Here is a 25192-nt window from a genome sequence, read left to right on the forward strand (position 1 = left end):
CCGTCGTTTAACGGCTGAACTTTTGAAATTTAATCCGATGCGGGATCAAGCTATCCGTTCCCAAACGACGCTTTTTGTCTTCTTCATACATTTCAAAGTTGCCTTCGAACCATTCGACATGGCTGTCGCCTTCGAAAGCGAGAATGTGGGTTGCCAGACGGTCGAGGAACCAGCGGTCGTGGCTGATGACCACGGCGCAGCCGGCGAATTCTTCCAGCGCCTCTTCGAGCGCCTGAAGCGTTTCGATGTCGAGGTCGTTGGTCGGTTCGTCGAGCAGGATGACATTGCCGCCGGCCGCCAGGGTCTTGGCCAAGTGAACGCGGTTGCGCTCACCGCCGGAAAGTAATCCTACCTTCTTCTGCTGGTCGCCGCCCTTGAAGTTGAAGCCGCCGACATAGGCGCGCGAATTGATTTCGCGCTTGCCGACCACCATGATGTCGGTGCCGCCGGAAATGGCCTGCCAGACGGTGTGGTCCGGTTGCAGGTCGTCGCGCGACTGGTCGACATAGGCCAGCTTGACCGTCTCGCCGAGACGGATCGTGCCCTTGTCGGGCTGTTCCTGGCCGGTGATCAGCTTAAACAGGGTCGATTTGCCGGCGCCGTTCGGACCGATGACGCCGACGATGCCGTTGGGCGGCAGGCGGAAGGTCAGGCCCTTGAACAGGACCTTGTCGCCATATTCCTTTTCGAGATCGTTGACCTCAAGGACCAGGTTGCCGAGGCGCGGACCGGGCGGAATCTGAATAGTCGCGAAGGTTTGCGCCGCGCGGGCGTTTTCCTGTTCGCGCACCATGTCGTCATAGGCGGCCAGACGTGCCTTGGACTTCGATTGGCGGGCCTTGACGCCCGAGCGCACCCATTCCAGTTCCTTGGTGAGCGCGCGCTGGCGGGCTTCGGACTCCGACTGTTCCTGCACGACGCGCTTCTGCTTCTGCTCCAGCCAGCCGGAGTAGTTGCCTTCGTACGGCACGCCCTTGCCGCGGTCGAGTTCCAGGGTCCACTTGGTGACCTGGTCGAGGAAGTAGCGGTCGTGGGTGACGAGGATAACGCAGCCCGGGAAGGCTTCCAGGTGGTGCTGAAGCCATGCGACCGACTCGGCGTCGAGGTGGTTGGTCGGTTCGTCGAGCAGCAGCATGTCGGGCTTGGACAAAAGCAGGCGGGCCAGGGCCACGCGGCGCTTTTCACCGCCCGACAGCTTGGTTACGCCCGAATCGTTGGGCGGACAGCGCAGGGCGTCCATGGCCATTTCGATCCGGCTGTCGATGTCCCAAAGGTCACCGGCGTCGATCTTTTCCTGGAGGGCATTCATCTCCTCCATCAGCTCGTCGCTATATTCTTCGCCCATCAGGGTGGCGACTTCGTTATAGCGGTCGAAGATCTTCTTTTCCTCGCACCAGGAAATGACATTTTCCCAGACATTGAGGTTTTCGTCGAGATGCGGCTCCTGCTGCAGGTAGCCCATCTTGGTGCCGTCGGCGGCTTTCGCCTCGCCGGTGAATTCCTTGTCTATGCCGGCCATGATCTTGAGCAGGGTCGACTTACCGGAGCCGTTGACGCCGACAACGCCGATCTTGGCGTCGGAATAGAAGGAGAGCCAGATGTTTTCGAAGACCTTCTTACCGCCGGGGTAATGCTTGGTCAGGCCCTGCATCTGGAAGATATATTGTTGCGCCATGGGGAGCGAGCACCCTTTGAGATAATGCAAACTGTCGGGGAATTAAGTGTTGGCGCGGGTTTAGCCGAGGGGTCACCAAATCTCAAGACGGAAATCAGTCTGTTGCGAACACGCTTTTCATGATCGCTTCCAGTCCGTCGCGGTCCTCTGCGTCGAAGGCGCCAAGGGCTTCGGAATCGACGTCGAAAACAGCGATCAGGCTGCCATTTGCGTCGAATACCGGCACGACGATTTCGGAGTTGGAGCGGCTGTCGCAGGCGATGTGGCCCGGAAAGGCGTGGACGTCCGGCACGATCTGCGTTTTTCGCTCTCGCGCCGCCGCGCCGCACACACCCCGGCTGAAGGCGATACGCAGGCAGCCCAGGGTACCATTATAAGGGCCGACGACCAGTTCGTCCTCCCCCTGTGACTTCTTAACCTCATCCACGACATAAAAACCGGTCCAGAACCACGCCGGAAACGCCTGGGTCAGCAGGCAAACGGTCGTCGCCATACGCGCCACGCGGTTGCCTTCCCCGTCGAGTACCGCCTTGAGGTCGCGCATAACACTTTGATAGGTTTCGCTTTTGCTGGCATCGTCGGGCAGGGTTGAGATAACTGCGCTCATGTTTTTCTCCTCAAAAGCGTATTTCCACTTCCCCCGGTGGACCGCCGACACGTCTGGCGGGAAAGCCGGAAGGAATACGCAGCCATTAACACTTTTCCCTTCCCAAGTCGCTGGTTTTGCCCCATGATGGCTGTGATGGACTCCGGTCCTAGGGGTAGAGTAAGGGAATACGGGCTGAGGTCGGCGGGGGCAGAATCAACCTTTCGCGACAATCTGGCAACGCTCGGCGATATAACGGCAGCCAAAGGGGGGCATAGCTTGACAGTCCGGGTATTCCTTAACAAAGAATGCGTTAACCATATTTTTGCCGACTTTCGTCGGAGCGATTGCTGATGTCGAAACGTGACAGTTCAGGGTCGGTTTTGGGGGCTTCAGGCGCCATGGGACCGATCTTCAAGCAGCGGGGTGGACGCACCAGGGCCATGGCGGCCCTGGCGGGTATGCTGTGCCTCAGCCTCACGCTTTCGGGATGCGACTCGCGCGATCTGGCCTGGCTGCGCGGCGGCAAGGAACGCGGTATTTCCGGCGAAGGCGGCTATGCCTGCCCGCGTCCGCCCGACATGTACCAGCAGGGCGGCTTCAACGGCCAAGAAAAGGAAATCCGCTATTTCCGCCACCTCGCCTTCGGCAATGACTTCTTCGCCCAGCTCGAGCTCGCCAACCGCTACGCCGCGCTGAACGCCGGCGACAAGAACCTTGAGGACGATGTGGAGTCCTCGGTGTGGCTGGTCATGGCCCTGGCCAATCCCGAAGGCTATTCCCGTGCCGACCGCGACACCCAGTCGGGTCCGATGGCGTCGCGCTACGACAAGTGCCGCGCCTATGAACGCGCCCGCGCTTACAAGATGCTGGACCAGCAGTTGTCGATGATGGATGCGTCCGAGCGCGACAAGGTTCGCGACCGCGTCATCTACATCCAGTCGAACATGGGCGCCGAAGGCTTCCGCACCCTGGCGCGCCTGTACGACAAGCAGTATGGCCCGATGGGCGAGCCCGCCAAGGACCGCGAAGCCGTACGCGCCATGCGCCGGGGTTCCGACTATGCGCTCGTCAACGCGCGTTCGCTGTTCGAACGTTCGGACGTCGACGCCTATCTCTATAACTACAAGGCGATGGAAACCGGCGATGTCGGGGCCTACGTCCTTCTGAAGGACTTCGAAAAGTCGGCGCCGGAACGCCAGCGCTATGCGACCTTCGTCGAAGCCAAGGCCCGCCGCTGGGTGGCGCCCTACGAAATCTATCCGACCGAAACGCCCAAGGGCGGCGTTCCGCACTCGGATGAAAGCAAGCCGGACGAAGCCGCCGTCTATGCCGTGTCGCGGATGGAGGAACTGCCCTTCGTCCACATTGTCCGCGCGCTGAACTATCTGGACCTGCTGCATACCGAATGCGAAGGCCCGGGCGACATCCCGAAGCAGACCATCGACGGCCTGCGTGGCATGATCGGCATGCCGGCCGGCGAACGCCTGACCTATCTCGATCGCGTGCGCGCCATTCAGCTGGCGGCCGTCAACGGTGACTCCAAGTCGCAGCTGGTCCTGGCGGTCATGTATTCCGAAGGCGTCGGCGTCGAAGTCAACTATGCCCGCGCCTTCTACTGGTACCAGCAGGCCGAAAAGCAGGGATCGCCCGAGGCACGCTACGCCATGTCGACCTATTTCGATCTGGGCCTGGCCGGTGTCGCCGACCAGAACAAAGCCGAGTCGGTCGTCCTGCAACTCGACTCCGCACTGGCGGGTTTCCGTCCGTCGGCGAACCGCCTGCAGGCCGTGCTCAATCAGGTTTCGCGTAACCCCGATCAGTAACACCAGGCCCTACCGGCCGCGGGGACACTTATGATGACATTGCCGCACCGGCTCACCGGCGGCGGCCTGAGGAAGAGACAGATGTGGATGCGTAAAGACAAAGCTGCCCATGTACGCCCCGGCGCTTCGCTCGGAGTGGCGGGCGCTATCGCCGGTCTGGTGATGTCGTTCGCAGTCACCGCCCCCTTCCCCGCCGTCGCCGGCGCTGAGAACCGTTATGACGGCAACAACGCCGCCCGCGTCAGCGGTTATATCAAACCCTGCTTCGGCATGCTGCTAGATGCGCAACTGCGCAGCTGCGGCGGCAAGCGTCACTACCGCGAAAGCGGCTACCTGTATGGCTACCATGGCGGCCGTTACGATGCGACGATCAATTGCGACACCGCCCCGCGCGGCTATGTCGAGAACGTCGTGGAGCGCATCCGTTCCGGCGGCGTCCTGTACCTGAAGGCCAAGAACCGCTCGTGTATCGCCAGCCTGGACCTGAAGAAGTCGATCACCATCGTCGGCACCGGCTATAGCCCGCGCGACATCCCGGTCCTGGTCGCGCCGGACGGCCAGTCGTGCATCCGCATCGCGCCGACGGCCGAGAAGGTCATCATCAAGAACGCCTACATCTCCAGTCCGCGCGGCGACCAGACGGCCTGTATCGAAGCCTCCGGTTCGGAGCTGACGCTGCAGAACAGCCAGGTTCGCTACCAGGGTGATGCCGCGGCCGTGCACCTGTCGGGCGGACGTCTGAACATCACCGAATCCTCGCACATCATCGCCAAGACGCGGTCGGTGGCGGTCGCCATCAACAATGGCGAGTTCTTTGCCGAGAATTCGGAAATCGCGACGACGGCCGGTGGCATCTACGGCGTGCTGAGCGGCGACTCGCAGGTCCAGGGCCTGAGCGTCCAGCAGCTCGCCGACTGGCGCGGCTTCCAGCGCGGCGAAGGTGCGATCGGCATCGAGCTGAAGCTGGACAGCGCCAATTCGATCCTCAGCATGATGGACACCAAGGTGCGTTATTTCGCCCGCGGCATCCTGCTCGATGGCGCCGGTGAAGCCCTGCTGGCGCATTCGCTGGTCGAACACACCGACCACGGCATTGTCGCCTCGCTGAACCGCCTGCGCGTCATCGAAAACACGGTCATCGCCAGCGAGATCGGCATCGATGTTGTCGAAGGCACGGCTTTTGTCGGCAACAACCGCGTCGCCCGCGTCCGCACCGCAGGTATCCTGGCGTCGAGCAACGGCGAAATCCGCGCGGTCGACAACCGCATCGAAGCTGATCTGGATGGCTGCAAGACGCTTAAGTGGGGCAATATACCGCCGTCCGAGCGCATCTGCACCCCCTGGTATGAAGGCTCCGAATTCGACGTTCCGGGCGATGCCCGCGATCAATACATGTTCGATCAGTACTGGCCGCGCGAGAATGCGATCGCATCGGCGCCGGTATCGACGACACCGGCCCCGGCCCGCGCCGCCGATCCGGTTCGCAACTAAGCACAAATCTCGTCACAAGAAACGCCCGGCCTCAAAGCCGGGCGTTTCTTTATATGCCCTTGTTGCAAGGGAAAACGCTTCGCACCGACGCCGGTGGTATCGGAATTGCCAGCCCTCATACGGCTGCTACACGCACAAAAAAAGCCCCGCCGAAGCGGGGCTTTCGATTTAATTGCCCGGAACTTAGTTGTAGCCGGTGTAAGAATTGCGATAGTTGCGATCGCCGCGGCGGTCCGTATCGCGCGGAATCGGATCGTTGCTGGTGCAGGCTTCAGGCCGGCGCTCACCCAGCGTCACACCCATGCCGGCCGAAGTCTTGTCGTCAGCGTTCTGGGCGGTCACGGTGACCTTGCGGCCCTCGGTGTTCAGGTGCGTTTCCGTGCCCGTGCCGCTGTCATAGGTCATGACCTGCGGCGCCTTGGGGTTCTCGCCTTCGAAGGCGGCGACGCAGGCAGCGGCACGTTCCGACGCGGTGCGGGTTTCGCGGTACTCAACCCGGCGGGTTTGATAGGTGTTACAGCCGGCAAGGCTCACAATCATACCCAGGCCCAGCCCAGCCACGATAAGTTTCGACGCGTTCATGCAATCCCCCGCACAGCTGGTTCGTGAAAACTTAGTTAATACGCGACAATGGCACATTTTCGACCGCAATCAAAGCCTTGAAAGCGGCAAAGGGTTAAAATCACGCGGCTTGCGTGCCCTTATGGCCACGTTTCGCCGCCTCCTCACCGTCTTACAGGCCGAGCGCCTCGAGTTCCTCGTCGCTGATTTCGAAATTGCCGTAGACGTTCTGCACATCGTCGTCGTCGTTGAGCGCGTCGATCAGCTTCATCAGGGTGCGCGCCTGGTCGCCGCTGACCGGATTGGTCGACTGCGGCTTCCAGACAAAGCCGGTCGACTTGGGGTCGCCCAACAGCTTGGTCAGGTTTTCGGCAACCTCGTTGAGGTCTTCGAAGCCGGTATAGATGGTGTGGCCGCCGTCTTCCTCGTCGGTGTCGGTCTCGACGTCGGCGGCGCCGGCCTCGATGGCCGCCTCGAACACCTTGTCGGCACTGCCGGCCTTCAGCGGATACTTGATCTCGCCGAGGCGGTCGAACATGAAGCTGACCGAGCCGGTGTCCGACAGCTGGCCGCCATATTTGGTGAACAGGCTGCGGACATTGCCGGCGGAGCGGTTACGGTTGTCGGTCAGGACTTCGACGATCAGGCCGACGCCGCCCGGGGCGCGGCCTTCGTAGCGGATGTCTTCCATGTTGTCGGCTTCGCCGGACGCGCCCTTCTTGATGGCGCGTTCGATATTGTCTTTCGGCATGGATTCGGCCTTGGCCATGGCGACGGCCAGGCGCAGGCGCGAGTTCATGTTGGGATCGGGCATGCCCATCTTGGCGGCGATGGTGATGTCGCGCGACAGCTTGGAGAACAGCTTGGAGCGGGCAGCGTCGGCGCGGCCCTTCTTATGCATGATGTTCTTGAATTTACTATGGCCAGCCATAATCGTCTCACAAGATGTCTCAGCTACGCTGAGCCGCTTGTGTCCCTCGGTATCGAGAAAAAGTCTCTCAGGGCAGCCCTTCGAGAATTTTTCGCTTTTTGGTGAATGCGATGCATCGCGCATCGCGAATGGATCGCGGTTTCTAGCTTGTCAGCCAGAGTTTGTCACGACTCAAACCGCAGTCAGCGCAGCCACCTGGGGAATGACTTCTTTCAACCTCCCGCCGACGCGGATGGGTTCGATGCGCAGCGCCAGGCCCGTCTTGTCATCGCTTTCGACATAGACGCCGCAGATCGTCGCGGGCCCCGAAGCCGGACGATAGCGCTCGCGCGAAATCCGTGTCGTAAAGCGGCGCAGCGGCTCTTCCTTGTCCATGCCGATGACGCTGTCATAGTCGGCGCAGGCGCCGGCGTCGGTCTGGTAGGCCGTGCCATTGGGCAGAACTTGCGCATCCGCCGTCGGCACGTGGGTGTGGGTGCCGATGACCAGCGTCGCCCGGCCATCGCAGAAATGGCCCATGGCCATCTTTTCCGAGGTCGCTTCGCAGTGCATGTCTACGACCACCGCGTCGGCTGCAAGTCCCAGCGGGCAGGCTTCGAGCTCGCGATCGACCGCCGCGAACGGATCGTCCATCGACGCCATGTGGACCAGGCCGAGCACATTCATGACCAGGATGCGCTTGCCCGAGCGCGTCTCGAACAGGTTCGATCCTCGTCCCGGCGCGTCGGCCAAAGGCGGGTAGTTGACCGGCCGGATCAGGCGCGGTTCGCGCACGATATAGGTCAGCGCTTCCTTCTGGTCCCATGAATGGTTGCCCAGCGTCAGGCAATCCGCGCCCGCATCGAACAGCTCACGCGCCGAGTTTTCGGAAATGCCAAAGCCGCCCGACGCATTTTCCGCGTTGACGATGACGAATTCGAGATCGAGCTGGCGGCGCAGGCCAGGAAGATGTTCCGTCAGGGCTTCGCGTCCCGCGCGGCCCACAACGTCACCAAAAAAGGCAATTCGCATAAATCTTCAAATCCTGGGCTGGCGCCCTATGCAGATGGTTCTGCCCCAACCAGACCCAGTTCGGTAAACATAACATCGATCGGCTGATCATGCACTTCAAACGGTATTTCGGCAAGTTCCTGCCCTGAAAAAGCGATTCCGACGGCGCTGATGGCCTTGCGCATCCTTAAGGATTCCAGCGCACGGTCGTAATAGCCACCACCATAACCAAGTCGCCGGCCCGTCCGATCGAAGGCCAGCATGGGCAGGAGCACGATGTCCGGATCGATCTCCTCGGCGCTGTCGACCGGCTGGCGGATATCGAAGGGGCCAAGAATCAGGCTGTCGCCGATGGCAAACCGGCGGAAGACCATGCGGAAACCTTCTTCACTGGGCACCAGGGCCGGAAGGCACATGACGTGGCCGCGCGACTGAAAAGCCTGCATCAGCGGAAAGGGATTGATCTCCGACTGGATCGGATAATAGCCGGCGACGACGGCGCGCACATCGGGCCATTCGCCGGCATTGAAAGCAGCGGACACCGTTTCGGCCAGCATGTCGCCGGCGAGCGGCTGAGCGGAGGCCATGGCGGCGCGGCGCCGCTTCATCTCGTTACGCAGGAGAGGTTTAGGATCGTGCATCGGTGCTTTTTACTTGGCAAAGCAATTTGCGCAAGTCATCTGACGCGCGAAGGGTGAAGCGAATGAGAGTCCCGGTCTTAAAGCCGATGCTTTGAGAGAAAGGGTGGCGGCGCCACAAAGAACCGTTGCGATGCGTTTAAATCCACTCAGACCTGACTAGTCAGGTGGGAACCATGTGATAGAGACCACGGCCTCAGTCAGGGACAGTCCCCGTTCTAAGAGATTAAGGTCAGAAGGATTAGGTGATCGCTGACGTGAGCCGCAGCAAGACCCGCCGGGACTGAACATAAGGCCGCGAAGCCCCGAACTCAAGAGGCAGCACCAGCCAAAGTCGCAAAAGTGTCGCACGGCAAGTGACTTGACTTATCCGGCGCCGGTCTTCATAGACGCGCCACTGTCATTGGGGAGTAGCCGACGCCTCGCGCATTGATCCGCGCGAACGCGCCGCCCGCGTCAACATACTTGGACCCGCAGGTCCATGGCGCAGGCATAGCAGGCAAGACCTTTGGTCAGGGATACGAACGCCTTGCCGGGCGAGCCGTATTTCTGCGCCATCGGTTTCGATTGCTTGCCCGGCCCGGATGACCATGCTTATCACCCTCCTCCTGTTCTTCGGCTCAGCGGTCGCCATCTATCTGGCGTGCGAGTATTTCGTGAACGGCATCGAATGGTGCGGCCAGCATATGAAACTCGGCGCCACCGCCGTTGGCAGCGTGCTGGCGGCGTTTGGCACTGCCCTGCCCGAATCGGCCGTCACCTTCACCGCCGTCGTCTTCGGTCAGACGCCCGAGCAAAAGGATATCGGCGTCGGCGCCGCCATGGGCGGGCCGTTGGTGCTGGCGACCATAGCCTATGGCATTGTCGGCCTGGTCTGGTGGCTCAATCGCAACCGCCTGAAGGCGTCGGGCTACATCATCGACGCCGACGGCCGTGCGCTGGCCAAGGACCAGATCGCGTTTCTCGGCCTGTTCATCGTCAAGGTGTCGCTGGGCCTCATTGCCTTTGCCTGGAAACCGTGGCTGGGCGTCCTGTTCCTGTCGGCCTACGCTGTCTACGTCTGGCGCGAAATTCGCAGCGAACATGGCCAGGCCGAAGACGCGGAACTGGAACCGTTGAAGCTGCGGCCTTCCAAGCCCGGCTTCCAATGGGCGGCGCTTCAGGTCGGCCTCGCCCTGCTGGTCATCGCCGGCGCCTCACACGTCTTCGTCAGTCAACTGGAGGCCATCGGCGCGCTTGCCGGGCTGTCTCCCCACCTTGTCGCCCTGCTGCTCAGCCCGGTCGCGACCGAACTGCCCGAGGCCATGAACGCCATTATCTGGGTCCGCCAGGGTAAGGCGAAACTGGCCCTGGCCAATATCTCCGGCGCCATGATGATCCAGGCCAGCATTCCTTCGGCGTTGGGCCTGTTCTTCACGCCGTGGCGGTTCGACGCAACCCTGCTGGTCTCGGGCCTGGTCACTGGCCTGGCCATGGTCGTCATGCTGGTCCTGTTCCGGCGCGGCAGGATGGATGCGCGCGCCCTGACCGCCGTGGGCCTGCTCTACGGCCTGTTCGCCGGCTGGCTGTGCCTTTCCTGAGCTTAGTCGTCGATGGCCAGGCCTTCGATATTGACGAGGCTGTCCTCGAAATCGACCAGGATGTCGGCATACTCGGGCGGCGTCAGGCGCAGGTGCCGCATCTTCCCGCCCATGCGGTACGACCAGAACGAGCCGATGTGGCCGAGCACGCCCATGCATTCGCCGAGGCCGAAGAACATCGACGGCCCGTCGAGCAGGAACTTGCGGAAGGGCGCCGGGTCCGAACCTTCGATCAGCGCCTTGTACGCGCCGTCATAGACGTCCAGCGTCCGGCGGGTATTGAGGATGGCGGTGATAATCTGCTTGGACAGGCGCGTCGGCGCGGTTTTTAAGTAATCGCGTGTGCCTTCATCGGCGGGCCCAAGCGGGCGATATTCCGCCAGCCCCTTGACCACGCGGCCGATCTCGGCCTGCAGCGCCGTCTGGCGCCACTTGAAATAAAGGAAGCCGCGCCATGAGAACATGCCTTCGGCGAACTCCTCAGGGCTCATGCGGAAGGTCTGGCGGAGCGGCTCAAGATCGGAATCGAGGTTATTGGCCAGGATCTTCGAGGTGAGCTTGATCGCCGCCACCTCCATGCCTTCGCCGCACGCCGCCAGGACGAGGCGGCGAATTTCCTCGTTGGTGAAGGTCGCCATCTCCTCGAGATCGCGCGGCGAGATCTTCAGATAGCAGGCCGCCGGCCGGAACTCGTAGCGCGCCAGGTGCTCGCGGACCAGGAAAGGGTCAAGCGAGGGAATATCGTCGAGATGTCTCAGCAGCTGGACGTCCAGGCTGGCATTCGGATTGTCGACGTTGAAGTAGGACTTGGCGAACGAGTCGAAGCCGATCTGATTGACGAAGATCGACCGGCCGCCCAGGCGCAGGTCGTTGGCGTCGAACGGCAGAATGACCTTGGTGACGGTGCGGCGCGGCTTGGCGAACAGGTCGCGTTCGTTGGCGCGCAGGGTGTGCTTGATCAGCAGGGCGCGATTGAGCGTCGAATTGCGGAAAAAAGGCTGCGAAGCGTAGCCGTCCTCGCGCGAACATGTCATGGAAATCTGCGCCAGGTTCAGCACGCGGCTGGTCGACGCCGTCTCGCCCAGATTGGCCAGGTTGCGAATTTCGCCATTGGCGGTGTTTGCGGGCTTGCCATAGGCGGCGCGGGCGTTCATCAGCAAAGGGACTCCATTTCTGCGCATACCCTAGGCCACAAGGCTTAAAAGAGCGTGTGCGGAGCACCCGAAACGGGGGAAAATAACCCATGGCCAAAGGCGATTCATGCAAGCAGGAACCCGGTGTGTTCGCGCCGATGATCGATCGTGCCGCCTGCGAGGGCAAGGCCGACTGCGTGGTCATCTGCCCCTATGAGGTCTTCGAATTGGGCATCGTCCCGCAGGAGGATCGCTCAGGACTTGGGATGCTGGCCAGGGTCAGGGGCTTCGTCCACGGCTGGAAGCAGGCCTATGCCGTCAATGCCGAGGCCTGCCGCGCCTGCGGGCTATGCGTGCAATCCTGCCCGGAAAAGGCGATAACCCTGGCACGACGCCAATAAGATTAGAATCATTCCTTAACTATATGATAGTAAAGGAATTTTATCAATCTCGTTACCGTCGACGTACGTCTTGAATCCAACTCTGCAGGTTTAAAGCTCAGTCTCTGAAACGACTCACTTTTTTGGGTTCGACTTGCTGAGATCAGCACCTTCCAGCACGCCGGGCGTGGCGGCCTCGACCTGCTGGGGCACGGTTGGTTCGGAGCCGCGGATGGGCTTTTCTTCCATCGACCAGAGGACCAGAAAACTGGCCGCCAGACCCAGGGCGCCGAGGCCGAACAGCGGCCGGAAGATTGCCGCCGCACCATTGACATGCTTCAGTTCGTCCAGCACCTGCGGCGTCAGGCCCGCGGCTGCCCCTTCACCCAGCAACTGGAAAATCTGCCCGAACAAAACGGCGCCAAAGCCCGCCACAAGGATCGCACCGCCCAGGCCGCGAAAGAAATTCATCATGCCGGTGGCGGTGCCCATCTGGTGACGCTCGACCACATTCTGAATGGCGGACACCGTAACCGGGAACATAGTGCCGATACCAAGATTGGCGACCATCAGGATGGCGATATAGGCCCAAAATGGCAGGCCGCTCGGAAAGGCGACCAGGACGGCATAGACGATCGCGCCTGCCAAAAGGCCAAGCATCGGCGCCAGCTTGTAATGCTGGCCGTTGCCTTTCGTGATCAGCCGGCCTGAAATCAGCGAACCCGCCACTATCGCCAGACTGAGCGGCGTCAGGGCCAGCCCCGCCTGCGACGCACTCAGATCATATATCAGTTGAAGATACAGGGGATTATAGACACCGATCCCCATAAGGACACCCATGGCCAGGGTCGACACGATCGTCGCGCGCAGCACGATGCTGTTGCCGAGCAAGGATGTCGGAATCAATGGTTGATCGGCCAATCTCAGGCGCAGACCGAAGGCCAGCCAGAACACACCGGATGCCAGATAGAGTCCCCACAACGGCACGCCCGCTATCGTCCCGCCGTGCGTGTTCAGAGCGATCAGCAGGGCCACCGCAGCAATCGCCATCAGGCCAGCCCCTATCAAGTCCAGCTTGTGCGGCCGTTCATAGCGCGGCAGCTTGGCCAGGCCGCGATGGACAATCCACAAAGCGACGAGCCCGACCGGCAGGTTGACCCAGAATATCGACGCCCAACCGAGATTTTCGGCCATGACACCGCCCAGTACCGGACCGCCCAGGCTGGAGGTCGTAAAGACGGCGGCGAAATAGCCCTGGTACTTGCCGCGCTCACGCAGAGGCACGATGTCGGCGATGACCGTCTGGACCAGCGACATCAGCCCGCCGCCGCCCAGGCCTTGGATGGCGCGGGCGACAACCAGGAACCACATATTGCTCGCAAGCCCGCATAGGGCCGAGCCAGCCAGGAAGATGACGATTGCTGTGATGATGGTCGTCCGCCGGCCGATGATGTCGGCCAGCTTGCCATAGAGCGGCGTCACCACAGTCGAGCTGAGGAGATAGCTGGTGACGATCCACGGCAGGTGCTCGATATCGCCCAGTTCGCGACCAATGGTCGGCATGGCGGTTGAGACGATCGTCTGGTCGATGGCGGCCAGCAGCATGACCATCATCAGGCCGATGATGATGCCGCGCATGTCCTTTGGGTCGATGGCCGGCGCCGTTGCGTTCATAGGAAATCCTTCCGCAAGCGACGGCCTTAGACCAATGCCGGTAAAGATGGCATACCTACGCTTCAAATCCTGAAAGATTTGAGGCGGTAGAGCAGCCTACGCGACTCCTAAAAGCCTTTCCAACCTGGCAGCAGCGTCGGAGATCGCGAACGCCGCCTTGCGCTCCATCTCGTGGACGCCGGCATTGATGCGGGCATTGACCGAGGTCGCGTCATTGACCTGGCTGCGCAGGTCCTGCATCTCGTCGATCATCAGGAGCGCCGCCATCAGGAACAGGCGGACCTCGCCGATGGAGCCAACATCGGACACGACCATACCAACGTGTTCGTCGAAAACGCGCGCCAGCTCCTGGACACGGCTTTCCTGGCCATCGGCACAGCCGATCGTATAGGGCTTTCCGTTGACCTTGACCGTAACCTCAGCCATTACGCCGCCTCGTCGCGCAGTAGGATGCGGATATTGGCGGCGGCGGCGCCCAGCGCTTCGAAAGCGTCGTTGGCGGCGGCAGCCAGTTGCTCCTTCTCGGACCGGACATTGTCCAGTTCCCGAAGGATTTGCTGCACGTCCTCGCTGGTCTGGGCGGGCGGCGGCGCATACTCCGGCAAGGGCTCGCCATTGTTCAGCGCCTGGACGCGCGCTTCGAGAGCCGCCAAAGCCCGGTCGAGGCGATCCACCGCCATGCTCAACGACCCGCCGAACTGGCCTGTCGATTGCGGATTTTCCATTCAACGCTCCCACTCAAGAGACATTTTGCCGGTGACCCGTCATTACCCCCTACCCTAATGTAAACGCTTCGGGTAAAGGCTCGAACCAAATCAACGAATCCTTAATAGATTAATCGAGACTCACCCATGTCCACAAGCCCCTCTGAAACCACGGCAAAACCGTCCGGCGTCCTGATGGCCGACGCCATCCGGGTCCTGTCGATGGAGGCGGTGCACCGCGCCAAATCCGGTCACCAGGGCATGCCGATGGGCATGTCGGATGTGGCGACCGTCCTGTGGACCAAGTTCCTGCGCTACGACCCGAAGAAACCCGACTGGGCGGACCGCGACCGTTTCGTCCTGTCGGCCGGCCACGGCTCGATGCTGCTCTACTCGCTGCTGCACCTGACCGGCTTCAAGTCGGTCAGCATGGAAGACATCAAGAACTTCCGCCAGTGGGGTTCGACCACGCCGGGCCACCCGGAATACGGCCATACGCCGGGCGTCGAATGCACCACCGGCCCGCTGGGCCAGGGGCTGGCGACCGCCGTCGGCATGGCCATGGCCGAACGCCACCTCAATGCCCGCTTCGGTGACGACCTGATCAACCACCGCACCTGGGTCATCGCCGGCGACGGCTGCCTGATGGAAGGCGTCAGCCACGAAGCGATCTCGCTGGCCGGCCGTCTGGCGCTCAAGAACCTGATCGTCCTGTGGGACGACAACAATGTCACGATCGACGGCTGGGCGACGCTGGCCGAAACTGGCGACCAACTGGCGCGCTTCAAGGCTGCGGGCTGGGCCGTCAAGTCGGTCGACGGCCACGACCACGCCAAGCTGGCCGCGGTCATGCGCTGGGCGACCAAGCAGGACCGCCCGGTGATGATCGCCTGCCGCACCAAGGTGTCCAAGGGCGCAGGCTCGCTGGAAGGCGACAAGCACGGCCACGGCTACAACCTGTTCGACGACGAGATCAAGGCCGCCCGCGCGCACATGGACTGGCTGCACGAGCCCTTCACCCTGCCCGACAATGTCAGGAACGCCTGGCTGTCGGCCGGTCGCAAGGCCAGCCGCGTCCGCAAGCAATGGGAAGACGCCGCCAAGGCCAATCCGAAGTTCGCGGAACTGAACGCCGTCATGAGCGGCAAGCTGCCGGATAACGCGTTTGAGGCGCTGGACGCCCACATCGCGGCCTCGATCGCGACCCCGGTCGCCGACGCCACGCGTTCGTGCTCAGGCAAGGCGCTGGCGACGCTGGTACCGGCGATCTCGACCCTGGTGGGTGGCTCGGCCGACCTGACCGGCTCGGTCAACACCTTCGTCAAGGGCATGGAAGCGTTCGACACCACCGGCTATACCGGCCGCTACGTCCACTATGGCGTGCGCGAATTCGGCATGGCCGCGGCGATGAACGGCATGGCGCTGCACGGCGGCGTCATTCCCTACGCCGGCACCTTCTTCGTCTTCTCGGACTACGGCCGCCCGGCTATCCGCCTGGGTGCCCTGATGGGCGCCAAGGTCGTCCACGTCATGACGCACGACTCGATCGGTGTCGGCGAAGACGGCCCAACCCACCAACCGGTCGAGCAACTGGCCTCGTTCCGCGCCATGCCCGGCCTGAACCTGTTCCGTCCGGCCGACATGGTCGAAGCCGCCGAAAGCTGGAAGGCGGCCCTGAAGGCCGACGGTCCGTCGATGATCGTCCTGTCGCGCCAGAAGGTCCCGGCCGTTCGCAGTCAAGGCGGCGACCTGGTCGAAAAGGGCGCCTACGAACTGAGCGCGGCATCAAGCGACGCCAAGGTCACCCTGTTCGCCTCGGGCACCGAAGTCTCGATCGCCATCGCCGCCCAGAAACAACTGGAAGCCGAAGGCATCGCGACCCGCGTCGTCTCGACGCCGTCGTGGAACCTGTTCGACCAGCAGACCAAGTCTTACAAGGCGTCGGTCATTGGCAAGGCCAAGGTGCGCATCGCCATCGAGGCCGCCGGCCCCATGGGCTGGGAAAAGTTCATCGGCGATACCGGCACCTTCATCGGCATGAAGGGTTTCGGCGCTTCGGCCCCGGCGGACCGTCTGTTCAAGGAATTCGGCATCACCGCCGACGCCGTGGTTGCCGCCGCCAAGGCCGCGCTGTAATCCTGTCTCCATCCAGATCATTGGATGGAGACATGTCATGTTCAGATCGTTGCTTTTGAGCTGTGCAATGGCCGTCATCCCCATGACGGCCATTTCTGCTGCGCCATCTCTGGCCGGGTTCGATGACGCCGTTCATCACTGGCAGAACCGGCACGGCAGCGACTACGCGCGCTATGCGTCTGACGACGTGACGGCGATCGCCGACAACATTCTGCTGCTTCAGCACGACAATGGCGGCTGGATCGAAAACCGCGATCCGGCACGCATCCTGAGCGCCGACGAAAAGGCCGCCGCGCTGGCGGAAAAGCCGTCGCCTGACTTCTCCTTCGACAATCGCAACATCTATACCCAGGTCGCCTATCTGATGGCGGCCTATGAACAGACCGGCCGCAAGGACTATCGCGAAAGCGCGCTGAAAGGGCTCGACCTGATCCTGAACCAGCAGATGACGGCTTGTGGCGGCTGGCCGCACACCGTACCCGCCAAGCAATCCTACCACCCCAAGCTGACCATTGCCGACGAGGTAACCTCGGGCAATCTAAACCTGCTACGGCAGATTAAGGGAAACGCCTATCCCTTTAAGTCTGTTGACGAAACACGCCGCAGCCGAAGTTCTGATTCCGTTGCCAGGGGCGAAGCCTGCCTTCTGAAGCTTCAGGTGAGGCAGCAGGGCCAACTGACAGGATGGGCGGGACAATATGATCCGGTTTCACTTGCCCCATCGGGCGGGCGCAGCTTTGAACTGCCGGCCATCGTGTCGCAGGAAACGGTCGAGGTGCTGCGCTATCTGATGACGATTCCCGATCCGTCGCCAGAGGTCATCGCCAGTATCGAGGGTTCGGTCGCCTGGCTCAAGCGATCGCAGATCGACGGTGTGCGGCTGGAGACCTTTACCCTGCCCGAGCCCGTCAAGTACGATTACCACACGGCCACAACCGATCGCCGGCTGGTGGCGGATCCGTCCGCGCCGCCCCTGTGGGCGCGGTTCTATAACCTGAATGACAACTCGGTCGTACTGGCCAATCGCGACGGCAAACGCGTAGCAAGTTACGCCGACATCCATCCGGAACGCCGTTCGGGTTATTCGTGGTACGGCGAATGGCCCGCCACAACAATCAATGTTGATTATCCGCGTTGGAAAGCTAAGCGTTAGCGGATTGGGCAAAGAAAAAGTCGTGGCAACGGCGGTCGCCACGACTTTCTTCTGCAGATTCTGGTGCCGGGAAATACCAGATCACATCAGAAGCTCTTATGTTCTATCGGCTTCCCGTTAACCACGCCAGTCAGGTTTGCGTGATCGTGCCGGGCCGCTTCAGTCATCAAACGCACCCGTCCGGACGATCCGTCGCGCCTGTGATAAAAAAAGACCGGAGCGTGGGGGACGCTCCGGTCAGTCTGGCGCGGCAAGAGACTCTCAACTCTTGCCGCGCAAGGTAAGGCTCCGGGAGGTGGAGCCCGTACCCGGACACTATTTGCGCAGGCGCCGCTCGAACATGCGGTCTTTCGGCTGCTCGCTGTCGTCGAGCACGCCGTCCTTATTGGCGTCCATCTCGTCGAAATGGGCCTTCATGGGCCCGGAAAATTCAGCGAAGCTGACCTTGCCGTCCTTGTTGGCATCGAGGTCGCCGCCCTCCATCCGCAGAATACGCATCCGCTTGCCTCCTGGCGGCGGTGGCGGCAGGTCGCCTTCAGCCAGAGGCGGTTCGTGCGCGGCATGGAAGGCGTCGAATTCAGCCGGCGAAACGGCGCCGTCCTTGTTGGTGTCGATATCGGCGAAGGCCGGCGGCGCGATGCGGATCATGACGTCACGCTTTTCAATCTTGGGACTGTCGGCAGCAACAGCGACGGCGGCGATCAGGCCAAATGCCGCAGCGGCGGTCAGGCCGATAAGATAAGGGGATTTGAGATTCGACATGGCAGTTCCCTGTGTCAGTCACCGGGGCATACCCCGGGCTTGTCCAGGTTAGGCAGGCCACATTGCCACGTGATGTCAAAAAAGGGCGGATTGTGGCGGCAATAAGATGCTATATTGCCCCACCGCAATCAGAAGGCCCAAAGGATCAGAGAGTTTGCGCTCATCTCAAGTCTTTTCAGGGTCTTCCACCATGTCCATGGCCGCCATGCAGCAGCTCTCCTCTCCCCCCTCTCCCCGCATCCTGATCGTCGACGACGATAAGGATATCCGTGACCTGACCGGCGCCTTTCTGGGCAATAACGGCTTTGAGGTGCATACGGCGGCGGGCGGCCGCGACATGGAAAAGATCCTGGCGCGTGGCGATATCGAACTGATCGTGCTCGACTACATGATGCCGGGCGAAGACGGCCTGTCGATCTGCAAGCGCCTGACGGAAAAGGGCGGGCCGCCGGTGATCATGCTGAGCGCGCGCGGCGAGGAAATCGACCGCATCGTCGGCCTTGAGCTGGGCGCCGACGACTATATGGCCAAGCCATTCCATCCGCGTGAACTGCTGGCACGCATCCGCGCCGTGCTGCGCCGCCGCGAAGAACGCCCGCAGTTCGGCGCCAAGTCGCCGGTGACGCAGTTCTTCGGCTGGCAACTCGACAATATCAAGCGCACGCTGACGCGGCCGGACGGCGTCCAGGTCGCCCTGTCCAATACCGAGTTCGAACTGCTGCGGGTGTTCCTGGAACGGCCGGGCCGGGCGCTGACGCGCGACCAGATTCTCGACGCCATGCACGGGCCGAATTCGGACAGTTTCGACCGGGCGATCGACGTGCAGATCTCGCGTCTGCGCCGCAAGCTGGGCGACGATCACAATGAGGAAATCATCCGCACCATCCGCGGCATTGGCTATATGTTCAAACCGCTGAGATGATTGAAGCACAAGGACGCCCGCATCTTCGCCCTCCCCATTCATGGGGAGGGGGGACCATCTGCGGAGCAGATGGTGGGCGGGGCTTACCGAACATCCGGCTTGCTCCAGCCTTTCAAACAGTAATGCGCTTGATCAACTCCTTTGTCTGCCTATCCAACCTAAGAGGCCCCGCCCACCATTGGCTCCGCCAATGGTCCCCCCTCCCCGCAAGCAGGGAGGGCGAATAGGTGTCTTCGTCTGGTCCCAAATCCCATCACCTCATCTCCCTGCCCATCTTCTGGCAGGTGCTGGGCCTGAGCCTGGCTGTGCTGGTCCTGGCGCTCGGCATCAACACCCTGATCGTGCTCAAGGCGCCCGATCCGCCGCCGCCCGGCTATTCCATCCACGAAGTCGCCACGGCCCTGCGCAGTGGTGAAGTCAGGCTGAACAACGGCAAGCGCCTCAGGGCCGAAACCACCGCCGTCGCGCCGGCCTATGTCGATACCTCACCCGAACATCGTCGCCTCCGCGCCATCGAAGCTATGCTGGCGGCGCGCCTGGCCGCCGAACTGAAGGTCCCGGCGGATTCGGTGTGGGTGAAATTCACTCCGCACCACATGGGCGGCCGCTGGGCCCGGCGTATCGATGATGGGCCGCCGCCCGGAGATGGCGGCGGACCGCATATGGTCATGCGTGAAGAATTCAGGATGCGTATACCTGGCGACGGTGGACCGCCGCCGCTGCCCCAGGGCGAGCCCGGCCCCCGTTTCCGCGTCTTCTCGACTGGCAACGGCGATGACGTCTTCTATCCCAGCTTCAGCGCCGCCTGGAAGCTCGCCGACGGCCGCTACCGCGTCGTCACCCCGCCCAAGGCGTGGATCCAGCCATGGCAGACCCGGCTTCTGCTTGGTTTCGGCCTGACGGCCCTGCTCATCCTGCCGTTGGCGTGGTGGCTGTCGCGCCGCCTGACCCGGCCCATCATCGCCTTTTCCGAAGCCGCGTCCAAGGTCGGTTTCGAAGCCGGCGCTCCGCCGATCCTGGCCGTCGGCCCGCGCGAGGTCCGCGCCGCCGCCGACGTGCTCAACGCCATGCAGGCGCGCATCCGCAAGCAGATGGAAAGCCGCACCGCGCTGATGGGCGCCATCGCCCACGACCTCAAGACCCCGTTGGCCCGGATGCGGTTGCGCATCGAGGACCTGCCTTCGCCGCTGAAGGACAAGCTGGGCGACGACATCAGCCACATGGACGGCCTGATCAAGTCGGCCATGAGCTTCACGGCGGCGCACAAGCTCGGCGAATCCCTGCGGCCAGTCGACTTCTCGGCCCTGGTGGAGGCCTTGGCCGAGGACATGGCCGCCGTCTGCCCCATGGAGCCGGCGCGTATCGATCCCAACATCATGGTGCGCGGCGATACGGTCGCGCTCAAACGCGTCATCACCAACCTGATCGAGAACGCCTGCCGCTATGCCGGCGACTGCCGGCTGGAGTTGACGGCGCGCGGCGATCACGTCGAGTTGCGCGTGAGCGATCACGGGCCGGGCCTGCCGCCCGACATGCTTGAGGCCGTCTTCGAGCCATTTTTCCGCATGGAAACGTCGCGCAACCGCGATACCGGCGGCGCCGGACTGGGCCTAAGCGTCGCCCGTGCCCTCGTTGAGGCCCAAGGCGGCACCCTGACGCTGGCCAACCGCTACGAAGGCCGTACAATTTCAGGCCTGGAAGCCAAATTGACCCTGCCCAGGCCGGGCAAGATTTGACCTGCATTCCTTGTGATCATTGCACGCAGGACCTATCTAGGCGGTGCAGCTAGCCGTTATCGCTATCATCCTGATATCCGGGACATTTAAGGCTTGACTTCCCTGCCCTCAGGTTAAAAAACGGCCGCGCATATCGCTTCGTCGCAAGAAAGGAATTCCACCCATGGCTCTTCGCGTCGCCATCAATGGTTTTGGCCGTATCGGCCGCCTCGTCCTCCGCTCGATCGTTGAATACAATCGCACGGATATCGAAGTGGTAGCCATCAACGACCTGGGCCCGGTGGAAACCAATGCGCACCTGCTGCGTTACGACTCGGTCCATGGCCGCTTCCCCGCCGACGTCAAGGTCGAAGGTGACAGCCTGGTCATCACCGCCAACGGCCGCACCTACGCGCCGATCAAGGTGACGGCGATCAAGAATCCGGCCGAGCTGCCGCACAAGGACCTCAAGGTCGACATCGCCTTTGAGTGCACCGGCATCTTTACCGCCCGCGACAAGGCCGCCGCCCACCTGGAAGCCGGCGCCAAGCGCGTCATCGTCTCCGCGCCCGCCGACGGCGCGGACAAGACGATCGTCTACGGCGTCAACCACGATACCCTGACGGCCGAAGACATGGTCATCTCGAACGCCTCGTGCACGACCAACTGCCTGGCGCCGGTCGCCAAGGTATTGCACGACCTGTGCGGCATCGAGTCGGGCTATATGACGACGATCCACTCCTATACCAACGACCAGCCGTCGCTGGACCAGATGCACAAGGACCTGTACCGCGCCCGCGCCGCGGCACTCTCCATGATCCCGACCTCGACCGGCGCCGCCAAGGCCGTCGGCCTGGTCCTGCCCGAACTGAAGGGCAAGCTCGACGGCTCGTCGATCCGCGTCCCGACCCCCAACGTCTCGGCCGTCGACCTGGTGTTCAACGCCTCGCGTGAAGTGACCAAGGAAGAGATCAACGCCGCCATCGTCGCCGCCGGCGACGGCGCGATGAAGGGCGTGCTGGCCTACACCAATGAGCCGCTGGTCTCGTCGGACTTCAACCATGAACCCGCGTCGTCGACCTTCGCGCTCAACCAGACCCAGGTCATTTCGGGCAAGCTGGTCCGCATTCTCAGCTGGTACGACAACGAATGGGGCTTCTCGAGCCGCATGGCCGATACGGCCATTGCCTTCTCAAAGTTCCTGTAAAAGACCAGTTTTTAGGAAATTGGCCCCGCCGGAGACACTCTGGCGGGGTTTTCTTTTTTCAGCTGCGACGAAATGCCGGTTTTGCGAAATATGCTTAAGGACTAAAATGCACGGTACTGGCGAACGGTAAATTCGCCCCATATGACTGGCAGCCATCTTTGACGGAAGTCGCACATCGGGGGACGACAATGGAAAGACCCGCGGACGTTTGTTATCCAAAGCCCTTTAGCTATTTGAGATTTATAGGCTGGGCGACCGCCATCGGCGCCGTTCTCATGCCGGCCTTCTATATCAATTTCACCCATACGACCGATGGTCAGCTCAAGGCGCTGAACTTGGCTATGCTGGTCGTCATGCCGGTCATCTGGCTGAGTATCTACGGCTCGCTGGCCCAGAACTATCGTCGCTTCACGCCCGGTTTAACACCCGATACCCGCCATTTCGTGGCCTGGGGCCTGGTCCAGTTGGCGCTTCAGCTGTTCGCTGCGTGGCTGGTCAGCATCGGTCTCGAAGCGGTGCTGTAAAAGCCTTGATCATATGGGCCGGGCGTCCTAAAGCCTGCATGACACTTCATGCAGGAGCCGGTACATGCCTTTCAAGACCCTCGACGATCTGACCTCGCTGACCGGCAAGACCGCCCTGGTGCGCGTTGACTTCAACGTACCGATGGAAAATGGCCGCATCACCGACGATACCCGTCTGAAGGTCGCCATCCCGACGATCGAAAAACTGGTGAAGCTTGGCGCGAAGGTGGCGCTTCTGGCCCACTTCGACCGCCCCAAGGGCAAGGTCGTGCCGGAAATGTCGCTACGTCCCGTTGCCGGCCCGCTGTCGGAATTGCTGGGCGTCACGGTCGGCTTCGCCAAGGACTGCGTCGGCCCGGACGCCGCTGACCTCTTGAAGCTGCTGCCGGCCGGCAGCGTCGCCCTGCTCGAAAACGTCCGCTTCCATGCGGGCGAGGAAAAGAACGATCCGGAATTCGCCAAGCAACTGGCGGCGCTGGGTGACATCTACGTCAATGATGCCTTTTCGGCGGCCCACCGCGCGCACGCCTCGACCGAAGGCGTCGCGCACTTGCTGCCCGCCTATGCCGGTGAATCGATGAAGCGTGAACTGCAGGCGCTTGATGCCGCCCTCGGTAACCCGCAGCGTCCGACGCTGGGTATTGTCGGCGGCTCCAAGGTCTCGACCAAGCTCGACCTGCTCAAGAACCTTGTCGCCAAGCTCAACGCGCTGGCCATCGGCGGCGGGATGGCCAACACCTTCCTGTTCGCTCAGGGCCACGACATTGGCGGTTCCTTGTGCGAAAAGGACCTCAAGGACACCGCCCTGGAAATCCTGAAGGAGGCGGAGGCCAAGGGCTGCAAGATTCTGCTGCCGTTGGACGTCGTCGTGGCCCAGGAATTCAAGGCCAATGCCAATAACCGCACGCAAGGTCTCGACGCGCCCCTGTCCGCCGAAGACAAGATCTTCGACGCAGGTCCAAAGACGGTCGAGCAACTGAAATCGGTCATGGCCGAGTCAAAGACCTTGATCTGGAACGGACCTTTGGGTGTGTTCGAATTGCCACCTTTCGATGCGGCCACTGTGGCCGCGGCGAAATTTGCTGCATCGCAAACAAAATCCGGTAAACTGGTCGCCGTGGCAGGCGGTGGCGACACCGTGGCCGCGCTGAACCATGCCGGTGTGTCGGAGGACATGACCTTCGTTTCGACCGCCGGCGGGGCCTTCCTGGAATGGATGGAAGGTAAGGCGTTGCCGGGTGTAGCCGCATTGGAGAAATAGGTCGGTACAGGTCTTGCATGGCGGTAGACTGAAGCGACAACACTATTTAAAATTTACATTTCGCGGGTGCAAAAAGGTCAAAAGGCCAAGCCTGCAAAAATTCACCGGATCTGACTGGAGGCCACATCCAGCAGGTCTACCACAGCCAAAGGCGCCCTGTGGTGAGTCGAAAATGTCTGGTTTCCGAGTACCGGAGCGGAGCGTATTTGATTACGTGAGGACCGGAACGCAGGAAGACGGGCGTTTGCAGACCACCAAAGCGCGCCGAGAAAAGAGGGAAGATTTATATGGCTCGTATCAGCTTGCGTCAGCTGTTGGACCACGCCGCCGAAAACGGCTACGGCATGCCGGCATTCAATATCAACAACATGGAACAGGGCCTGGCCATCATGGAGGCCGCCCGCAAGGTCCAGTCGCCGGTCATCATCCAGGCATCGCGCGGCGCCCGCGCCTATTCCAACGACCTGATGCTCAAGCGCATGATCAACGCGCTGGTCGAGATCTACCCCGAAATTCCGCTGTGCATGCACCAGGACCACGGCAACTCGGTCGCGACCTGCGCCTCCGCCATCCAGCATGGCTTCACCTCGGTCATGATGGACGGCTCGCTGAAGGCCGACGCCAAGACCCCCGCCGACTATGACTACAATGTCGATGTCACCGCCAAGGTCGTCGAAATGGCCCATGCTTGCGGCGTGTCGGTCGAGGGCGAACTGGGCGTGCTCGGCAGCCTGGAAACCGGCATGGGTGAAGCCGAGGACGGCCACGGCGCCGAAGGCGTGCTCGACCATTCGCAACTGCTGACCGATCCGGATCAGGCTGTCGATTTCGTAGCCAAGACCAATGTCGACGCGCTCGCCATCGCCATGGGCACCAGCCACGGCGCCTACAAGTTCACGCGCAAGCCGGACGGCGAAGTCCTGGCCATGAACGTCATCACCGAAATCCACAAGCGCCTGCCCAACACCCACCTGGTCATGCATGGCTCATCGTCCGTGCCGCAGGAACTGCAGGACCTGATCAACGAGTTCGGCGGCGAAATTCCCCAGACCTGGGGCGTTCCGGTCGAGGAACTGCAAAAGGCCATCAAGATGGGCGTGCGCAAGATTAATATCGACACGGACCTGCGCCTGGCCATCACCGCCGGCATCCGCAAGGTGTTCAAGGAACAACCGTCGGTCTTCGACCCGCGCACCTATTTCAAGCCGGCCTACGCCATGATGCAGAAGGTCTGCGAGGACCGCTTTGAACAGTTCGGCGCCGCCGGCCAGGCCCCCAAGATCAAGCCGGTCGGCCTCACCGCCATGGCCCAATTCTACGCCGCCGAAAGCGTAAAGGCCTGA

The 25192-nt window shown here is 61.9% G+C and carries 23 protein-coding genes and 1 riboswitch; of the genes, 12 read left to right on the forward strand and 11 right to left on the reverse strand.

All coding sequences use genetic code 11. The features are described 5' to 3' along the window. Positions 1-7: 7 nt before the first annotated feature. Complete coding sequence (gene ettA / locus J2X24_RS01250; protein WP_209715424.1) at positions 8-1675, reverse strand: energy-dependent translational throttle protein EttA; 1668 nt, start codon at positions 1673-1675, stop codon at positions 8-10. Between the two features lie 94 nt (positions 1676-1769). Continuing rightward, on the reverse strand, positions 1770-2282 hold the full coding sequence (locus J2X24_RS01255; RefSeq protein WP_209715427.1) for a GAF domain-containing protein: 513 nt from the start codon (positions 2280-2282) through the stop codon (positions 1770-1772). A gap of 332 nt (positions 2283-2614) precedes the next feature. On the opposite strand from J2X24_RS01255, the gene J2X24_RS01260 reads away from it, so the two are divergent. Then, positions 2615-4087: a tetratricopeptide repeat protein gene (locus J2X24_RS01260; RefSeq protein WP_245344352.1), complete on the forward strand. Its 1473-nt coding sequence runs from the start codon at positions 2615-2617 to the stop codon at positions 4085-4087. A gap of 87 nt (positions 4088-4174) precedes the next feature. Continuing rightward, on the forward strand, positions 4175-5578 hold the full coding sequence (locus tag J2X24_RS01265; protein ID WP_209715430.1) for a right-handed parallel beta-helix repeat-containing protein: 1404 nt from the start codon (positions 4175-4177) through the stop codon (positions 5576-5578). 183 nt (positions 5579-5761) lie between these two features. Here the strand turns inward: J2X24_RS01265 and J2X24_RS01270 are convergent, their stop codons facing one another. From J2X24_RS01270 to J2X24_RS01285, 4 genes are all read right to left on the reverse strand, one after another. Then, on the reverse strand, positions 5762-6160 hold the full coding sequence (locus tag J2X24_RS01270; RefSeq protein ID WP_209715433.1) for a hypothetical protein: 399 nt from the start codon (positions 6158-6160) through the stop codon (positions 5762-5764). Between the two features lie 151 nt (positions 6161-6311). Next, positions 6312-7070, reverse strand: coding sequence for a YebC/PmpR family DNA-binding transcriptional regulator (locus tag J2X24_RS01275; RefSeq protein ID WP_209715435.1), 759 nt, complete (start codon positions 7068-7070; stop codon positions 6312-6314). A 171-nt stretch (positions 7071-7241) separates the two neighbouring features. Continuing rightward, complete coding sequence (locus J2X24_RS01280; RefSeq protein ID WP_209715438.1) at positions 7242-8081, reverse strand: TIGR00282 family metallophosphoesterase; 840 nt, start codon at positions 8079-8081, stop codon at positions 7242-7244. A 26-nt stretch (positions 8082-8107) separates the two neighbouring features. Continuing rightward, positions 8108-8701, reverse strand: coding sequence for a 5-formyltetrahydrofolate cyclo-ligase (locus J2X24_RS01285; RefSeq protein WP_209715441.1), 594 nt, complete (start codon positions 8699-8701; stop codon positions 8108-8110). A gap of 390 nt (positions 8702-9091) precedes the next feature. Beyond that, positions 9092-9294: riboswitch (yybP-ykoY riboswitch) on the forward strand. Here J2X24_RS01285 and J2X24_RS01290 point away from each other — a divergent pair. Then, positions 9289-10278, forward strand: coding sequence for a sodium:calcium antiporter (locus tag J2X24_RS01290; protein WP_209715444.1), 990 nt, complete (start codon positions 9289-9291; stop codon positions 10276-10278). Its footprint overlaps the riboswitch before it by 6 nt. A 2-nt stretch (positions 10279-10280) precedes the next feature. Here J2X24_RS01290 and J2X24_RS01295 read toward each other — a convergent pair whose 3' ends face one another. Beyond that, complete coding sequence (locus J2X24_RS01295; RefSeq protein WP_209715446.1) at positions 10281-11432, reverse strand: hypothetical protein; 1152 nt, start codon at positions 11430-11432, stop codon at positions 10281-10283. 89 nt (positions 11433-11521) lie between these two features. Between J2X24_RS01295 and J2X24_RS01300 the strand changes: the two genes are divergently transcribed. Further along, positions 11522-11812, forward strand: a complete 291-nt coding sequence (locus J2X24_RS01300) for a 4Fe-4S dicluster domain-containing protein (protein WP_209715449.1) — start codon at positions 11522-11524, stop codon at positions 11810-11812. Between the two features lie 114 nt (positions 11813-11926). On the opposite strand, the gene J2X24_RS01305 is transcribed toward J2X24_RS01300, so the two are convergent. The 3 genes from J2X24_RS01305 to J2X24_RS01315 form a co-directional block, all read right to left on the reverse strand. Further along, positions 11927-13465 (reverse strand): MDR family MFS transporter, encoded by a 1539-nt coding sequence (locus J2X24_RS01305; protein WP_209715452.1) that lies wholly within the window; start codon positions 13463-13465, stop codon positions 11927-11929. 96 nt (positions 13466-13561) lie between these two features. After that, entirely contained in the window at positions 13562-13891 is a 330-nt protein-coding gene (locus J2X24_RS01310; protein WP_209715455.1) for a cell division protein ZapA, read from the reverse strand. Beyond that, positions 13891-14190 (reverse strand): hypothetical protein, encoded by a 300-nt coding sequence (locus tag J2X24_RS01315; protein WP_209715458.1) that lies wholly within the window; start codon positions 14188-14190, stop codon positions 13891-13893. The genes J2X24_RS01310 and J2X24_RS01315 overlap by 1 nt, the downstream gene beginning before the upstream one ends. A 126-nt stretch (positions 14191-14316) precedes the next feature. Here J2X24_RS01315 and tkt point away from each other — a divergent pair, with 126 nt between their 5' ends. Next, entirely contained in the window at positions 14317-16305 is a 1989-nt protein-coding gene (tkt, locus tag J2X24_RS01320) for a transketolase (RefSeq protein WP_209715461.1), read from the forward strand. A 37-nt stretch (positions 16306-16342) separates the two neighbouring features. Continuing rightward, positions 16343-17458 (forward strand): pectate lyase, encoded by a 1116-nt coding sequence (pelA, locus tag J2X24_RS01325; RefSeq protein WP_209715464.1) that lies wholly within the window; start codon positions 16343-16345, stop codon positions 17456-17458. 315 nt (positions 17459-17773) lie between these two features. Here the strand turns inward: pelA and J2X24_RS01330 are convergent, their stop codons facing one another. Next, positions 17774-18220 (reverse strand): CREC-EF hand family protein, encoded by a 447-nt coding sequence (locus J2X24_RS01330; RefSeq protein ID WP_209715467.1) that lies wholly within the window; start codon positions 18218-18220, stop codon positions 17774-17776. A gap of 190 nt (positions 18221-18410) precedes the next feature. On the opposite strand from J2X24_RS01330, the gene J2X24_RS01335 reads away from it, so the two are divergent. The 6 genes from J2X24_RS01335 (at position 18411) to fba (ending at position 25192) form a co-directional block, all read left to right on the forward strand. Beyond that, the gene (locus tag J2X24_RS01335; protein ID WP_245344353.1) at positions 18411-19142 is read left to right on the forward strand and encodes a response regulator; all 732 of its coding nucleotides are present in this window, start codon (positions 18411-18413) and stop codon (positions 19140-19142) included. A 227-nt stretch (positions 19143-19369) separates the two neighbouring features. Then, positions 19370-20878 carry a sensor histidine kinase gene (locus tag J2X24_RS01340; protein ID WP_310002366.1) on the forward strand — a complete coding sequence of 503 codons (1509 nt, stop codon included), beginning with the start codon at positions 19370-19372 and terminating at the stop codon, positions 20876-20878. A gap of 163 nt (positions 20879-21041) precedes the next feature. Beyond that, complete coding sequence (gene gap, locus J2X24_RS01345; RefSeq protein ID WP_209715470.1) at positions 21042-22064, forward strand: type I glyceraldehyde-3-phosphate dehydrogenase; 1023 nt, start codon at positions 21042-21044, stop codon at positions 22062-22064. Between the two features lie 188 nt (positions 22065-22252). After that, entirely contained in the window at positions 22253-22588 is a 336-nt protein-coding gene (locus J2X24_RS01350) for a hypothetical protein (protein WP_209715473.1), read from the forward strand. A 64-nt stretch (positions 22589-22652) separates the two neighbouring features. Then, entirely contained in the window at positions 22653-23849 is a 1197-nt protein-coding gene (locus tag J2X24_RS01355) for a phosphoglycerate kinase (protein ID WP_209715476.1), read from the forward strand. Between the two features lie 287 nt (positions 23850-24136). After that, a complete protein-coding gene (fba, locus tag J2X24_RS01360) occupies positions 24137-25192 on the forward strand; it encodes a class II fructose-bisphosphate aldolase (protein ID WP_209715479.1) in 1056 nt (351 codons plus the stop codon).

Origin of the sequence: Asticcacaulis solisilvae, from assembly GCF_017875235.1 — a bacterium.
GTDB classification, from domain to species: domain Bacteria; phylum Pseudomonadota; class Alphaproteobacteria; order Caulobacterales; family Caulobacteraceae; genus Asticcacaulis; species Asticcacaulis solisilvae_A.